Origin of the sequence: Myxococcus sp. AB056 (assembly GCF_006547365.1) — a bacterium.
GTDB classification, from domain to species: domain Bacteria; phylum Myxococcota; class Myxococcia; order Myxococcales; family Myxococcaceae; genus Myxococcus; species Myxococcus virescens.
Genome location: NZ_VHLB01000149.1, coordinates 1 through 14,065 on the forward strand (window position 1 = coordinate 1; position 14,065 = coordinate 14,065).

Below are 14,065 nucleotides of genomic sequence, written 5' to 3' on the forward strand. Positions count from 1 at the left end.
CGCCGGTGAAGGTGTCGCTGGAGGCGGACTTGCCGCTGGCGGTGGGCCTGGGAAGCTCGGCGGCGCTGTCGGTGGCGTGCGCGCGGTTGCTGCTCCAGGCGGCGGGGAAGGTGCCCACGCCGAAGGAGGCGGCGCGTGTGGCGTGGGCGATGGAGCAGGAGTTCCACGGCACGCCGTCCGGCGTGGACCACACCACCAGCGCGGCGGAGCAGCTGGTCCTCTACTGGCGCAAGCCGGGGGCCGCCAAGGGGACGGGGCAGGTGGTGGAGAGCCCCAAGCCCTTGCACGTGGTGGTGACGCTCGCGGGTGAGCGCAGCCCCACGAAGAAGACGGTGGGGGCGCTGCGGGAGCGGCAGGCTCGCTGGCCGTCGCGCTACGAGCGCCTGTTCACGGAGATTGGACGGGTGTCCTCGGAGGGCGCGAAGGCGGTGGCGGCGGGAGATTTGGAGGCACTGGGCGACGCGATGAACGTCAACCAGGGCCTGCTCGCGGCGCTGGGCCTGTCGTCGCCGCCGTTGGAAGAGATGGTCTACCGGTTGCGGGAGCTGGGGGCGCTGGGCGCCAAGCTGACCGGAGCTGGTGGAGATGGTGGGGCCGTCATCGGCCTGTTTCTCGAGCCCAAGCCGGTGGTGACGAAGCTCCGCCGGATGGGCGTGCGCTGCTTCAGCAGCCAGCTCGCGGGTCCGCGGGCGTCGTGAGTCTTCCCATGAAAGCCACAGCACTGGCGCATCCCAACATCGCCCTGGTGAAGTACTGGGGGAAGCGGGATGACGCGTTGATTCTTCCGCACCAGTCCAGCCTGTCCCTCACGCTGTCGCCGCTGTCGGTGACGACCACGGTGGAGTTCGGCGCCGCGAGCGACCAGGTGGAGCTCAACGGGCACACCGCGAAAGGCAGCGAGCGCGACCGCGTGCTGCGGCTGCTGGAGTGGGTGCGCGCCCAGGCGAAGGCCGACCTGGGCCCCGCGAAGGTGGTGTCGCGCGGGGACTTCCCCATGGCGGCGGGGTTGGCCAGCAGCGCGGCGGGCTTCGCGGCGCTGGCGGTGGCGGGACGCGCGGCGGCGGGGTTGCCGTCGGAGCCCCGCGCGGCCAGCATCCTGGCGCGCATGGGCAGCGGCTCGGCGTGCCGGAGCGTGCAGGGTGGGTTCTGCGAGTGGCAGCGCGGCGAGCGTCCGGATGGTGAGGACAGCTTCGCGGTGCAGCGCTTCGACGCGGCGCACTGGCCGGACCTGCGCATGGTGGTGGCGATTCTCGACCGCGGCGAGAAAGAGGTGAAGTCGCGGGACGGGATGAAGCTCACGGTGGACACCAGCCCGTACTACCCGGCGTGGGTGAAGGACGCGGAGGCAGAGGTGGTGCAGGTGCGCGAGCACATCGCGAAGCGCGACCTGCAGGCCCTGGGTGAGCTGTGTGAGCGCAACGCGTGGAGGATGCACGCGACGTCGTTCGCCGCGAATCCGCCGCTGAGCTACATGAGCCCCGGCACGTTGGCGCTCATCCAGCACCTGAAGGAGCAGCGCAAGAAGGGCATCCCGGTGTGGTTCACGCTGGACGCGGGGCCGAACCCGGTGCTGCTGACGGACGCCGCGCACGAGGTGGCCGCGGAGGCGCTGGCCCGAGCATGCGGCGCGGTGGACGTGATTCGCTGCGTGCCCGGTGGTGACGCGGAGCTGAAGGCGGAGCACCTCTTCTGATGGAGCGCGCCCTCTCCGCGCCGGGGAAGCTGTTCCTCTCCGGCGAGTACGCCGTGCTGTGGGGCGGCGTGGCGCGCCTTGCCGCGGTGGCACCGCGCACCGCCGCGTATGTCCGCCGCCGCGCGGATGCGCGCGTGCACGTGTGCCTGGAGGAGGGGACGCTGGCGGGGAGCACGACGCCACTGGGTGTGCGTTGGGCGCGGGAAGTGCCGGCGGGGTTCGCCTTCGTGGCGCGGGCGCTGGATGAGGCCCTGCGCGCACATGGACGCGCGAGCCAGGGGTTCGATCTGGCGGTAGCCCCGTCCGCGGTGGGCCCGAACGGGCAGAAGCTGGGCATGGGCGGCAGTGCGTGCGCGACGGTGCTGGCGGCGGAAGGCGTGCGCTATGTGCTGGAGGAGCGCTACGACGCGCTGAAGCTGGCGCTCCTGGCGCACACGCTGGGGCAGGGCGGGAAGGGCAGTGGCGGGGACGTGGCGACGAGCTTCGCCGGTGGCGTGCTGCGCTACCGGCGCTACGACGTGGCGCCCTTGATTGAGGCGAGCAACACCGGCCGGCTGCGCGCGGCGCTGGCGGAGTCTCCGTCAGTGGACGTGTGGCGGCTGCCATCGCCCCGGGTGTCCATGGCGTATGCCTTCACGGGTGAGAGCGCCTCGACGCGGGTGTTGATTGGCCAGGTGGAAGCGCGTCTGGAGGAGTCAGGCCGCTGGAGCTTCGTGGAGCGCTCGGACACGCTGGGCCATGCGATTGAGGACGGGCTGAGCGGCGGTGACTTCCGGGCCTTCTCAGAGGCCGTGAAGGCGCAGCACGCGCTTTTGTTGGAGCTGGGGCCGCTGGAGACGGAAGGCATGCGCCGCGTGCTGGCGCTGGCGGCCACGTACGGCGCCGCAGGCAAGCTGTCCGGCGCGGGCGGAGGGGACGGCTGCATCCTGTTCGCGCCGGATGCCCAGGTGCGGGCGGAGATGTGCAAGGGATTGGAAGCCCGGGGCTTCCACACGCTGCTCTTGGATGCCGAGCCCGGTGTCCGTGGCGAGGCCCAGGTGGCTCCCCGACTGCGGACTTGGGTCGACGCTCTAACCTGAGCGCGCCTCTTCAAAGACCCGTCAGCTCCGGCTATCTGCCTTGCATCCCAAGGTGGGAACAGTGTTTTTGATTCGGAAAGGGAGCAAGTTCCCTCAACCGAGGCTGCCCTGCTTCGGCTCCTCCATGAGCAGTGTGAAGTTGCGCCTTTGGCACCTCCACGCCTGAGTGGGCAAGACCTCTGCGAGGATGCAGGAGTTGGCCGGACTTGGGTGGCTCAAGGGGAGTGAATGAGTACTTTCGAGGGGGCGCGAGCGCTCGATGAGATTGCAAGGCGGTGGGCGCTGCACGACGGGAGGATTCTGTCGATAGCGGCGCGTGCCGCAGAGCACTGCGGAGTGCTACTGGAGCTCGTGTGCTCCCCGAGGCCGGAAAGCCCCGTGGCGGAGTTGCGCATCCGCTTTACGGGTGTGACCCGGATCGAATTCCGATGGTCTGAGGAACAGGCATTCTATTTCGTTCCTGGGTACAAGGCGCTCGTTCAGCCGTCGGGCATGGCCTATCTCTCCCTCGACCCTTACGACGATACAGTCGCAGCAATCGATCCGAGAGATGCCAACGTCATCGAGGCGCGCGGGATCCTCGCTGAGTTTGTGATGAAGCCCTCTTTGGCCGGGTGAGTGGCGGCTGTCTGCGTCCAGCGCGCGCTGGGGGGCGAGTAATTTACCCGCGGCGGTGACGTGTGGAAGCGCCGCCCATAGGCGTCAGGCCATGTGCCCGAAGGTGACGACGATGCCCTGACGACCGGAGCCGGCGAGTGCGCGTCCGACTCACGGAAGGTGGGCATCGAGCAAGGGCCCGGCGATGTCGCCCCGCTGAGCGGTCAGGGGCAGGGCGGGTTGTCGGTGTAGGGTTCGCCTCGCGCGACGTAGAGCAGGATGCCGGAGTCCTGCGAGGAGTAGCCGTCCGTATTCTCTCCGAAGGCGTGGAACGTGAAGTAGTGCTGGCCGTGCTCGAAGCGCTCGGCCTTGCCGTCGCGGATGGCTTTGTCGACGTCGAGGAGCAGCTCTGCCTGCGCCGTGTTCCCACCCAGGCAGGACCCATTGGGGCCGGGCACGCACTCTACCGGTGCATCCATCGCGAGCCCGCCCGGCTTGGGATTACGGCTGGGCGCGCCGTTGGCACTTGGCGTCGTCTGCACGATTTTCAGCGAGCCCGCCCAGCGCATGCGCACGAGGTCGCCGCGATTCACCGGGACGTTGTACTCGAACTGCATTCCCTCCGCGTCGTTGTAGAGCTCGACAACACGGCACTTCCGTCCCTTGGCAGAGTCGATCGCACAGCAGGCTCCATCCTCTGAGGGACCGGTCTCCGCGCGGGAGAGGAGGAACTGCATGTTCGTCCCAGTGGGGACGTGATCCGGTCCGCGGCACTCCCACGGACAGTCCGCACAGCCGTAGGCGCAGCCATCCGAGAGATGGATCATCCCCGGGCGATGCTGGGCCGTGTCGATCAGGAACTCACCGAGGTGGTACGGCCCATTCACACACGTGTAATTCGGCCCACCGGCACAGTTGGTGCGAGGGCCGCTCGCGAGCCCTCCAGGAATCAGCGCGTCCTCGTTCACGTTGTGGACCTGCACGACGTTGTGCAGACCGGTCCAGCGGAAGAGGATGAGGTCTCCCTGCTTTGCCGCGAAGGTCGGCTCCACCCAGTCGTAATGCGCCACAGTCGTGAAGTTGTTGACCTCGAACAGCGTGCAGTTCTCGCGGCTCGCATAGGCCGCGTAGCGCCCGTTGTAGTGGAGGGGATTGGCGAGCGCGCTGCACGGCTTCGGCGCGTACTGGGGGCTGGGGTTCTCACGCGTGGTCAGAGCGATGGAGACGACTCCCCCGACGGGGTTTCCCTCGTCCACGAAGAAGTAGATGCCCGGGCGATAGCCGCATGGCGAGGTGCCAGTATTCCAGTCGAATGACCCCTGGACGGTCTTCGGTCCGCTCGCAATCTGCTGCGGCCACTGGGCGTCCCCGTAGGGGGCGACGGGCGGATCCTGCCCCTCGAAGTTCTTCACCTGCAGCACGTTGTGCGGCTCGCCGTCGTTCCAGACGAAGCGCACGGTGTCGCCTTCGGTGGCGAAGTGCACATTGCTCCGGCTGGGCCAGGCAATCTCGACGATCCGTCCCGGCGGGTTGTCTGTGCCGGGACACGCCGTCTCCCGATCCGGGATGCCATGATTCCCCCCGGAGCCGGCATCCGCGGCGCCTGGGGGCCCGCTTTGCCCCGCGTCGGGCGAGTCGGGGGTGGTCGTGGAACTGCAAGCCATGCTGACGACGAAGAAGAGCACGAGCGCGAGGCGGTCCATGAGGAAGGACAGACTAGGTCAGCGGCAGTGACGGAGAGAAGGCTGCGCTCGGCAGCCGTCAGAACATGTGCCCGACCGTTGGACCTGGGCCGCCTGGTAGCGCAGTTCCGTGTGCATGAACGCCTTGATGTTCCCGGCGAAGCCGTTGCGCTCGATGCCGCCCGCGCACGCTGTTCATTCCGCCAATGCCTTCCGAAGGGATGGCCTCGCAGGCGCAGCCAGAAGCCCGGCGTCCCCTGGCCCGAGTTGGCGCTCACCAGAGGAATGGCCATCGCATCGAAGCCAGACTTCCTCACGGGATCGAGTCCGGGGAAGCGCTCAGGCTGACAGGAGGACGGCCGCAACGGGAATGAGCATGAAGAGGCCGCGAAGCACGCCCGGGTGGCGGCGCTCCTTCCCGCGCCCAAAAGCCTCGGCGGTTGCCCGCCCGCTCTCCTGGAAGGCGACTCACTCCCTGGGGCGGCTGTCCTCTCAAGTGTTCATCTTGGCTGCCGGAGGAGGGGAGGCGACACCCGTGAGCGCTGTGCTTCCACCAGCGATGCATCTATGGGCTCACGGCCTCGTGAGCCGGGTCCGGGAGAAGGTGCCACCCGCGCCAGGACGCAGGGCGAGGAAGCTGCTCCTCGTCCACCTGGATGGCGTTCCGAAGAGCCTGCTGGATGAAGCGCTCGTCGCGGGGCGCATGCCCTTCCTATCGCGGCTCGTCCGCTCGGGGGCCTTCCACCTGGACGAGGCCTTCTGGGGAGCGCCCACGTCAACGCCATACTTCCAGGCAGGCCTGCTCTACGGCATGCGCCATTCCAACCTGCCGGCCTACTCGTGGTTCGACCGTGAGCTGGGCCGCAAGGTCCAGATGAACACCCCGGCGGATGCGCTGGCCATCGATCAGCGCCTGCGCGGTGCGGGCCGCACCAGTCTGCTCGATGGTGGAGGCCACGGGTATTTCTCCCTGTTCCGAGCGGGAGCAGCGAACGCGCTGAGCATGAGCACGCTGGCCAGCTTCGAGCAGATGTCGCGCGCGTTCTCCTACGAGATGCTGGGGTTGCTCAGTGCGCGCACGCGCGGCATCTGGGACTACCTGCGCTCGCTGGGCATGGACACCTGGGCCGCGGCGCGCGAAGTCGTCCACTGGGCTCGCGGGCTCCACGACTGGCGCCACGAGCCGGCCTTCCTCTTCAGCCACGTCTTCCTCCAGCGGCTGGGTTGGAGTTTCGCCTTCACCAAGTCCCTGGTGGACATGGCGCGAGGCGTGCCCGTCATCTACCTGGTCTACGGTAACTACGATGAGGTGGCCCACCGTCGGGGGCCGCGCTCCGAACAAGCCCGCGCCGAGCTGCACCGCGTGGATGCGTACCTCGCGGAGTTGTATGCCGTGGCGGGCGCGGTGGAGCAGCCCTACGACGTCGTCTTCCTCTCCGACCACGGGCACGTGGACTGTCTGCCCTGGGAGCAGCGGAGGGGCCAACCTCTGGCCCAGTGGCTGATGGCCCCCCACGGCGACGGACCCCTCTCCGACGATGTGGTCCGCGGACTCTGCGACGGAAGGACTCGCCTGGAGCTGGACACTCGGCCGCGAGCGCCATTCACGCCGGTGGCTGTCGACTGCGGCAACTTCGCCCATGTGTATTTGTCCGGCGAGCCCAATCCGCTGGAAGCCAGCTCCCTGCTCGCACGCCACCCGGATGTCCTGGCCCGGGTGACGCGGAGCCCGGACATCGGCCTCGTCGCGCTGCGAAGGGGCAACAGCGCGGTCGCGCTCGTGCGCGACGGCGTCTACACCGTGGACACGCTGGACCGGGCCCCCCTGGCCTCGGAGTTCAGCAAGCGCGCGGTGGCGGATTTCCTCCGCGTACTCCCAACCATGTCCACCGCGGGCGACCTGGTCCTCTTCGGCGAAGCCGTGCAGCGTGGTGGCACCGTGGGCTTCGCCTGGGAGTTCGGCTCGCACGGAGGACTGACTCGCACGGAGGCCAACAGCCTGGTGTGCTGGCCCGCGAAGGCGCCCGTGGACCTGTCTGGCCTTTCGCACTGCGTACAGCTTCATGAGCGGCTCGCGGCGGCCTATCTCGACAACACCCCACGACTCCGGTTGGTGCCGTGAAGGGGAGGGCGAGGCACGCCGGAGGCCGGGCGTTGTTCAAGGCGCTGCTCGCCGTCTTCGGGCTCGTGCTGTCCGTCGTCCTGCTGTCCACTGCCTTCTTCAAGTGGAACTTGAGCGGCACGGGGCCACTGCTCCAGCCGCGCTTCCCGCTGGGGGACTTCGTGAGGGACTTGCCCGGCCACCTCGTGTGGCTGGTGCCCTTCATGTTGCTCCAGGCCTCCATCATCCCGCTGCGCGCGGTGCAGTGGCAGCGCACCCTCCGTCGGCATGTGCCCCTCAAGGAGCGCTACCACCTGGTGGCCATTGGCGCCTTCGTCCACAACGCGCTGCCGGGAAAGCTGGGCGACGTCATGCGCTCGTTCCTCCTGTCGAGGACGCAGCGCATCCCCTTTCTCCGGTGCCTGGGCACCGTGGGCGTCTGCAAGCTGATGGAGTTCGCGGCGCTGATGCTGCTCGTCATGCTGTCGTTGCTGGGCCCCTTCGGCCGGACGCTGTCCCGCTTCGAGGGGGAGCTGAAAGCGGCCGTGTTACTCTGTGTGGGGCTTGTTGCGCTCGTGGTGCTTCTGGCGCACTGGTCCGGCCCGCTCGCCTTCGCACTGCACCGACGCCACAAGCTCCCGAGGGTGGAGGGCTTCCTCCACCACGTCAGCGAGGGCCTGGGCACCGCGCGCTCCTTCACCGGCATGGCGAAGGTGTTCGTCTTCTCGGTGGCGCCAGTGCTGGCCTCCGCGCTGGCCTACGGCCTGGCACTCCATGGCATCGGCATCTCCGGCGGACTCTTCGCCGGGGCGGTGGTGCTGGGGGCCATCTCCCTGGGGCAGTCGCTCCCGGGTGTCCCCGCGGGAATGGGCATCTACTACTTCGTGACGAGCTGGGCGGCCCGCAGCCTGGGGGCCTCGCCGGAGGACGCGGCGGCCTTCGCCACGCTCACGCACCTGGGCACCGTCATCAGCCAGGTCGCGGTGGGAGCCGTCTCCGTCCACCTGCGGAAGATTCGCATCCGCGACTTGCGCAAGGGCGGGAGCCTCGCGCGGGAGGCCGCGAACCACGTGGCGCACGATGCCGTGGAGCCCGCGCGTTCCTGACCCCTGAAAAGCGAAAAGGGGCCCCGGTTTGAAACCGGGGCCCCTTCTCAACTTTGTGCCCAGGAGAGGACTCGAACCTCCATGCCCTTGCAGGCGCTAGACCCTGAATCTAGTGTGTCTACCAATTCCACCACCTGGGCAGGTGGGGCATCGCGGTGCGGCGCTGCGATGGGCCGGACGTATAGAGCTACTGCCCGGCCCCGTCAAGCACTACGTAACAACCTCACTTCTTCAGCGGCCATTTTCCTTCGGCCTCGAGCGAACGGCGCAGGACGGGGTTCTCGTCCATGAAGGCGGTGAGGGACTCCTCGGTGATTTCGACCAGGATGTCCTCGGCGCCCAGCTCCGTCTGGCAGCTCAACCGGGAATAGGGGCGGACGTCGAAGCCCATGTCCAGGCGGTCCGCCTCCGCGTCCGTCTGCTCGCTCAGCGAGTCGAGGCCCTTGCGGACCCAGATATGGCAGGTGGAGCAGCCGCAGACCCCGCCACAGCTATGCCCCACCTGGGCGCCGCAGGCCTCGGCGGCGTCCAGCAGGGTGGTGCCGGTGGGCACGTCGGTGCTGACCTCGGCCAGGGGGCTCTTGAAAGTCACCTTGGGCACGTCAGTAGTCCTCCACGGAGTGGCCAGCCACCACCTGGGTGATGGCCTGATTCATCACCCGCTCGATGAAGGGGCGGGACGCCTCGTCCAGCGCGTGCACGGCCTCCTTCAGCTTCAGGTGGTCCTCGCCCTTCATCAGCTCGCGAACCTGGGCGATGGCGGAGTCGATGGTGGCGCGCTCCCCCTCCTGGAGCAGCGAGCCGTGCTCGCCCAACTGCCGGTCCGCCTCGGCCAGCACGCGCTCGGCGTCCACCCGCTGCTCGCGGACCTGCCGGGCCTGGATGTCGTCCTCGGCGTAGTCGATGGAGTCGAGCAGCATCTGCTCAATCTCCTCGTCCGTGAGGCCGTGGCTGGGCTTCACGGTAATCGACTGGCTGACGCCGGTGCTCTGCTCCTGCGCGCTGACGGAGAGGATGCCGTCGGCGTCCACCTGGAAGCGGACCTCCACCCGGGCCATGCCCGCGGCCATGGGCGGAATGCCGGACAGGGTGAAGCGCGCCAGGCTGCGGTTGTCCTCCACCAGCTCGCGCTCGCCCTGGAGCACGTGGATGTCCAGGCCCGTCTGCCCATCCTTGAAGGTGGTGAACACCTGGCCCGCGGTGGTGGGGATGGTGGAGTTGCGCTGAATCAGCTTCTCCACGATGCCGCCCATCGTCTCCAAACCCAGGGAGAGGGGAATCACGTCCAGCAGCAGCACGTCATCCTGCCGGTCCGCCGTGGTGAGCAGGTTGGCCAGCACCGCGGCGCCCAGCGCCACCACCTGGTCCGGGTCGATGTCGCCCAGCGGCTCACGGCCGAACAGCTCCGCCACGTAGCGGCGCACCGCCGGCACGCGCGTGGCGCCGCCGACCAGGATGACGCCGTCCAGCTCCCCGGCCGTCACGCCCGCGTCCTTCATCGCCCGCCGGCACACCGTGCCCGTCTTCTGCACGAAGGGCTGAACCCAGGCGTCGAAGTCCTCGCGCTTCACCGAGTGCGTCTGCCCGCCCGCGGAGAACTCCACCGAAGCCGCGTCGGTGAGCGCTTCCTTGGCCTTGCGCGAGGCCGCCAGCACCTCCGCCACCAGGGCGGGAGCCGGCGCCTCGGATGCGCCCAGCGTCTCCATCACGCGCTGAGCAATCGCCCGGTCGAAGTCATCGCCACCCAGCGCGGAGTCGCCGCCGGTGGACTTCACCTCGAACACACCGTCCACCAGCTTGAGGATGGAGATGTCGAAGGTGCCGCCGCCCAAATCGTAGACGACGAAGGTGCCCTGGCTGCCCTTGTCCAGTCCGTAGGCCAGCGCGGCGGCGGTGGGCTCGTTGAGCAGCCGCAGCACCTCCAGCCCGGCCAGGCGGCCCGCGTCCTTGGTGGCCTGCCGCTGGGCGTCGTCGAAGTAGGCGGGCACGGTGATGACGGCCTGCTCCACCTTGGTGGAGAAGTGCGCTTCCGCGCGGCGCTTGAGGGCGCGCAGCACCTCACCGGAGACTTCGATGGGGGTGACTGGCGTGCCGCCCGCCACGTCGAAGCGCACCACCTTGGCGCCGGGCGCGAACTTGTAGTGCCCCAGCTTTCGCGTCTCCGCGTCGTCCGGGCTGCGCCCCATGAAGCGCTTCACGGAGGCGATGGTGTCAGTGGGGTGCTCGGACGCCAGCTTCCGAGCCCGGGCGCCCACCACCACGCCGCCGTCCTTCGCGTAGTGCACCACGGAGGGGAGGAACAGCGCGTCGCCCTCGTCCACTGGGACGCAGACGGGCTGGTCCTTCACCACCGCCGCCACCAGCGAGTTCGTCGTGCCCAGGTCGATGCCCACCGCCTGCCCCTTGGGCTTCAGCGGGTCGTGAATCTGAAGGTAGCCGTTCTTGCTCACGCCTGAATCTCCTCCTCGAACGCGTCCACCTGCTCGAGGAAGCGCGTGAAGTAGCGCACCCGCCCCAGCGCGTGCGATGCCTTTCTCACTTGTTCCTGCCCGCCGTCCCCCGGCTCGCCCGCCTCCAGGGTGCGAAGCGACTCCACCGCTTCGGTGAGGGCCGCCTTCTTCCGGGCCTCCACGTCGTCCGCCATGGCCCGGGCGCGGCCCAGGTCCTTCTTCGCCATGGCGGCGTCCAGCGATTCGCGCAGGTCCATGACCTCCTCCAGGAAGGCCAGGGGCATGTCCTTCTGGGCGCCCGCGTCCTCGCGGTCCAGGTCGATGCCGTGCAGCTTGAGCAGGTAGAAGGCGCGGCGCACCGGGTCCTTCAACGTCTTGAAGGCCTCGTTGAGGGCGGTGGTGCCCTCCAGGGCCTGCAGGCGCTCGCGCGCGCTGGCCTGTGCCACGCGGTCCGGGTGGAGCTGCAACGACAGCTCGCGGTACTGCTTCTCCAGCGCCGGCACGTCCACGTCATAGGCGCGCTTCAGGCCGAAGACGTCGAAGTGAGTCCTCAAAGGGGGCTCTCCAATGCGGGGAGGGGACAAACGAAAAGGGCCCGGCGGCTGGCCGGGCCCGCGTGGTGGCGGCTCCGCCCAGAAGGAGGCGGAGCGCTTGCTGTCGCGTCAGACGGAGAAGCTCTCTCCGCAGCCGCAGGCCGCCTTGATGTTGGGGTTGTTCAGCTTGAAGCCGGAGGCCATGAGCGTCTGCTCGAACACCAGCTCGGTACCGATGAGGTACAGGTAGCTCTTCGGGTCCACGAAGACGCGCACGCCGTCTTTCTCGAAAATCTTGTCGCGCTCGCGGGACTTCTCCGACCACTCCATGGAGTACTGGAGGCCCGAGCACCCGCCACCCTTCACGGCCAGCCGCAAGCCCGCTTCAGGCGTCTGCCGTTGCTCCAGCAGCTCCTTCAGCCGGGCCACCGCGCTGTCGGCAATGGTGATGCCCTTGGGGGGCTTGGCCACGGGCGCTGTGGCAGGCGCCTGGCGCTGCGTCGTCTCCTGGGTCGCCTGTTCGCTCATGGTTCGCCTCTCCCTTTCCCGAACGTCAGGACGCCTTGGCCTGACGCGCGGCGCGCTTCTTCTTGAAGTCCTCGATGGCCGCCTTGATGGCGTCCTCGGCCAGCACGGAGCAGTGAATCTTCACCGGCGGCAGCGACAGCTCGCGGGCCACGTCCTTGTTGGAGATGGTCATCGCCTGGTCCACCGTCTTGCCCTTCACCCATTCGGTGACGAGCGACGACGAGGCAATGGCCGACCCGCAGCCGAACGTCTTGAAGCGGGCGTCCTCGATGAGCCCGTCCTCGGAGATCTTGAGCTGCAGGCGCATCACGTCGCCGCAAGCGGGCGCGCCCACCAGGCCGGTGCCCACGTTCGGGTCTTCCTTGTCGAGCGTCCCGACGTTCCGGGGGTTCTCGTAGTGCTCGATGACCTTGTCGCTGTAAGCCATGCCTGCTCCTTCAACGGATGCTTCTCACCAAAGGTTCCGGCGGGCAACGCCCTCCGGGCGAGGAGGCTCGCGCCCCCCTGTCTACCTGAGAAGGCGCTAGTGCGCCGTCCACTCGATGCTCTTGAGGTCGATGCCTTCCTTGGCCATCTCGTAGAGCGGGCTCATGTCGCGCAGCTTGCGGACCTTGTCCACTACGAGGTTCACCACGTAGTCGACTTCCTCTTCCGTGGTGAAGCGGCCCAGGCCGAAGCGGATGGAGCTGTGCGCCAGCTCCTCGTCCACGCCCAGCGCGCGCAGCACGTAGGAGGGCTCCAGGGAGGCGGACGTACACGCCGAGCCGGAGGACACCGCCACGTCCTTGATGCCCATCATCAGGGACTCACCCTCCGCGTGGGCGAAGGAGATGTTGAGGTTGCCCGGCAGCCGGTGCTCCAGCGAGCCGTTGATGGTGGTCATGTCCAGCGCGTCCGTGAGGCCCTTGCGCAGCTTCTCACGCAGGCGAAGGAGGCGCGCCGACTCCTCGGGCAGCTCCTTGCGAGCCAGCTCGGCCGCCATGCCAAAGCCGACGATGGCCGACACGTTCAGCGTTCCGGATCGCATGCCGCGCTCGTGACCGCCGCCATCGATGATGGGCGCGATGCGCACGCGCGGCCGGCGGCGCACGTACAGCGCGCCAATGCCCTTGGGGCCGTACATCTTGTGCGAGGTGATGGAGGCCAGGTCCACCTTCATGGCCTCCACGTCGAAGGGCACCTTGCCGATGCCCTGCACCGCGTCGCAGTGGAAGAGCACGCCCTTGGAGCGGCACAGCGCGCCAATCTCCGCGACGGGCTGCACCACGCCAATCTCGTTGTTGGCGAACATGATGGAGACCAGCACCGTCTTCGGCGTCATCGCCGCGGCCAGCTTCTCCAGGCTCACCCGTCCGTCGGGCTCCACGTCCAGGTAGGTGACGCGCGCGCCGCCGGTGGGCAGCTCGGCCCACTTGCGGTACGTCTCGTCGGAGTCCACGTCGTACTTCTTGAGCAGCTCCGACTGGTTGTCCTCGGTGACGTCCTGGCCCGCGAGCTGCGCCAGCCGCAGCAGCTTCAGCTCGTCCAGCCGCTCCTGCCGCACGCGCTCCAGGCGCTTGCAGGTGTCCAGGATGGCCTTGTGCTCCGTCTTGAGGGTGATGATGTGGTCACCCTTGGACTTGTAGAACTCGATGACGCCCTTGATGGCCAGGTTGTCGGACTCGGTGGCGCCCGAGGTGAAGACGATCTCCTGCTCGGCCGCGCCGATGAGCTCGGCCACCTGCTGCCGGGCCTTGTTCACCGCCGCCTCGGCCTTCCAGCCGAACACGTGATTGCGGCTGGCCGCGTTACCGAAGTCTTCTCGCAGGTAGGGCAGCATCGCCTCCAGCACCCGCGGGTCCAGCGGGGTGGTGGCGTGGTTGTCCATGTAGATCGGCAGCTTCACCATTGCTTCCAACACCTTCCTGGAGGGGACGTCGACCGGCGCCTCGGAGCGCCTTTGCCGCAGGGGGGCCTACACCGTCACACCTGAATGTGGACCGGACTGGTCAAATATAAAAAGGGGCGCCTTCGGGTCAAGCGAACATCAGGCGCGCCGCGGGTGTGGGTGCGTGCTCCCAATAGGACGTCTTAAGTCAACGCCGCGCCGTCGTGGATCAGTCCGGGCGCGCCGTCCTGGGACGAGGCGCCCCAGAATGGCGCACCCCCTCCGGCCAACCGCTTGATTTCCCGGCAAGCCCTTCCCTGGCCGGCCGCCTGCACGGGTGGCGGCCACCACAGGGAGGCACGCACATGAGCGCGAAGCAGACGGCCCGCACGAAGGAGTCGCAGGAGACGGGGGAGGGCGGCGGGAGGA

General features: G+C 68.3%; 13 protein-coding genes and 1 tRNA gene. 6 read left to right on the top strand and 8 right to left on the bottom strand.

Translation table 11 applies throughout. The annotated features are described in order from the left end of the window. The 4 genes from FMP39_RS35565 to FMP39_RS35580 form a co-directional block, all read left to right on the top strand. The coding region (locus FMP39_RS35565) for a mevalonate kinase (RefSeq protein WP_141594414.1) at positions 1–698 on the top strand (698 nt) is incomplete at its 5' end. 8 nt (positions 699–706) lie between these two features. Continuing rightward, on the top strand, positions 707–1,693 hold the full coding sequence (mvaD, locus tag FMP39_RS35570; protein ID WP_141594415.1) for a diphosphomevalonate decarboxylase: 987 nt from the start codon (positions 707–709) through the stop codon (positions 1,691–1,693). Continuing rightward, the gene (locus FMP39_RS35575) at positions 1,693–2,772 is read left to right on the top strand and encodes a mevalonate kinase (protein WP_141594416.1); all 1,080 of its coding nucleotides are present in this window, start codon (positions 1,693–1,695) and stop codon (positions 2,770–2,772) included. Before mvaD ends, FMP39_RS35575 begins: the two co-directional genes overlap by 1 nt. A gap of 228 nt (positions 2,773–3,000) precedes the next feature. Continuing rightward, a complete protein-coding gene (locus FMP39_RS35580) occupies positions 3,001–3,390 on the top strand; it encodes a hypothetical protein (protein WP_141594417.1) in 390 nt (129 codons plus the stop codon). A 203-nt stretch (positions 3,391–3,593) separates the two neighbouring features. On the opposite strand, the gene FMP39_RS35585 is transcribed toward FMP39_RS35580, so the two are convergent. Continuing rightward, positions 3,594–5,072 (bottom strand): hypothetical protein, encoded by a 1,479-nt coding sequence (locus tag FMP39_RS35585; RefSeq protein ID WP_141594418.1) that lies wholly within the window; start codon positions 5,070–5,072, stop codon positions 3,594–3,596. 349 nt (positions 5,073–5,421) lie between these two features. Between FMP39_RS35585 and FMP39_RS35590 the strand changes: the two genes are divergently transcribed. Further along, complete coding sequence (locus FMP39_RS35590) at positions 5,422–7,173, top strand: alkaline phosphatase family protein (RefSeq protein WP_228558616.1); 1,752 nt, start codon at positions 5,422–5,424, stop codon at positions 7,171–7,173. Beyond that, positions 7,170–8,258 (top strand): lysylphosphatidylglycerol synthase transmembrane domain-containing protein, encoded by a 1,089-nt coding sequence (locus FMP39_RS35595; RefSeq protein ID WP_141594419.1) that lies wholly within the window; start codon positions 7,170–7,172, stop codon positions 8,256–8,258. Before FMP39_RS35590 ends, FMP39_RS35595 begins: the two co-directional genes overlap by 4 nt. Before the next feature lie 56 nt (positions 8,259–8,314). Here FMP39_RS35595 and FMP39_RS35600 read toward each other — a convergent pair. The 7 genes from FMP39_RS35600 to FMP39_RS35630 form a co-directional block, all read right to left on the bottom strand. After that, positions 8,315–8,398: transfer RNA gene (locus FMP39_RS35600), tRNA-Leu, on the bottom strand. 83 nt (positions 8,399–8,481) lie between these two features. Further along, positions 8,482–8,859, bottom strand: a complete 378-nt coding sequence (locus FMP39_RS35605; protein WP_141594420.1) for a 2Fe-2S iron-sulfur cluster-binding protein — start codon at positions 8,857–8,859, stop codon at positions 8,482–8,484. A gap of 1 nt (position 8,860) precedes the next feature. Further along, positions 8,861–10,708, bottom strand: a complete 1,848-nt coding sequence (gene hscA, locus FMP39_RS35610; RefSeq protein ID WP_141594421.1) for a Fe-S protein assembly chaperone HscA — start codon at positions 10,706–10,708, stop codon at positions 8,861–8,863. Further along, complete coding sequence (hscB, locus tag FMP39_RS35615; RefSeq protein ID WP_194858705.1) at positions 10,705–11,262, bottom strand: Fe-S protein assembly co-chaperone HscB; 558 nt, start codon at positions 11,260–11,262, stop codon at positions 10,705–10,707. The genes hscA and hscB overlap by 4 nt, the downstream gene beginning before the upstream one ends. 108 nt (positions 11,263–11,370) lie before the next feature. After that, positions 11,371–11,769, bottom strand: coding sequence for an iron-sulfur cluster assembly accessory protein (locus FMP39_RS35620; RefSeq protein WP_002634234.1), 399 nt, complete (start codon positions 11,767–11,769; stop codon positions 11,371–11,373). A gap of 25 nt (positions 11,770–11,794) precedes the next feature. Further along, positions 11,795–12,196 carry a Fe-S cluster assembly scaffold IscU gene (iscU, locus tag FMP39_RS35625; RefSeq protein ID WP_002634235.1) on the bottom strand — a complete coding sequence of 134 codons (402 nt, stop codon included), beginning with the start codon at positions 12,194–12,196 and terminating at the stop codon, positions 11,795–11,797. A 96-nt stretch (positions 12,197–12,292) separates the two neighbouring features. Continuing rightward, positions 12,293–13,654, bottom strand: coding sequence for an IscS subfamily cysteine desulfurase (locus FMP39_RS35630; RefSeq protein WP_228558617.1), 1,362 nt, complete (start codon positions 13,652–13,654; stop codon positions 12,293–12,295). Positions 13,655–14,065: the final 411 nt, after the last annotated feature.

Bases quoted from the DNA above. Each gene is read 5' to 3' on its own strand.
- mvaD (WP_141594415.1), top strand. From the start codon at position 707: ATGAAAGCCACAGCACTGGCGCATCCCAACATCGCCCTGGTGAAGTAC.
- FMP39_RS35575 (WP_141594416.1), top strand. From the start codon at position 1,693: ATGGAGCGCGCCCTCTCCGCGCCGGGGAAGCTGTTCCTCTCCGGCGAG.
- FMP39_RS35580 (WP_141594417.1), top strand. From the start codon at position 3,001: ATGAGTACTTTCGAGGGGGCGCGAGCGCTCGATGAGATTGCAAGGCGG.
- FMP39_RS35585 (WP_141594418.1), bottom strand. From the start codon at position 5,072: ATGGACCGCCTCGCGCTCGTGCTCTTCTTCGTCGTCAGCATGGCTTGC.
- FMP39_RS35590 (WP_228558616.1), top strand. From the start codon at position 5,422: ATGAGCATGAAGAGGCCGCGAAGCACGCCCGGGTGGCGGCGCTCCTTC.
- FMP39_RS35620 (WP_002634234.1), bottom strand. From the start codon at position 11,769: ATGAGCGAACAGGCGACCCAGGAGACGACGCAGCGCCAGGCGCCTGCC.
- iscU (WP_002634235.1), bottom strand. From the start codon at position 12,196: ATGGCTTACAGCGACAAGGTCATCGAGCACTACGAGAACCCCCGGAAC.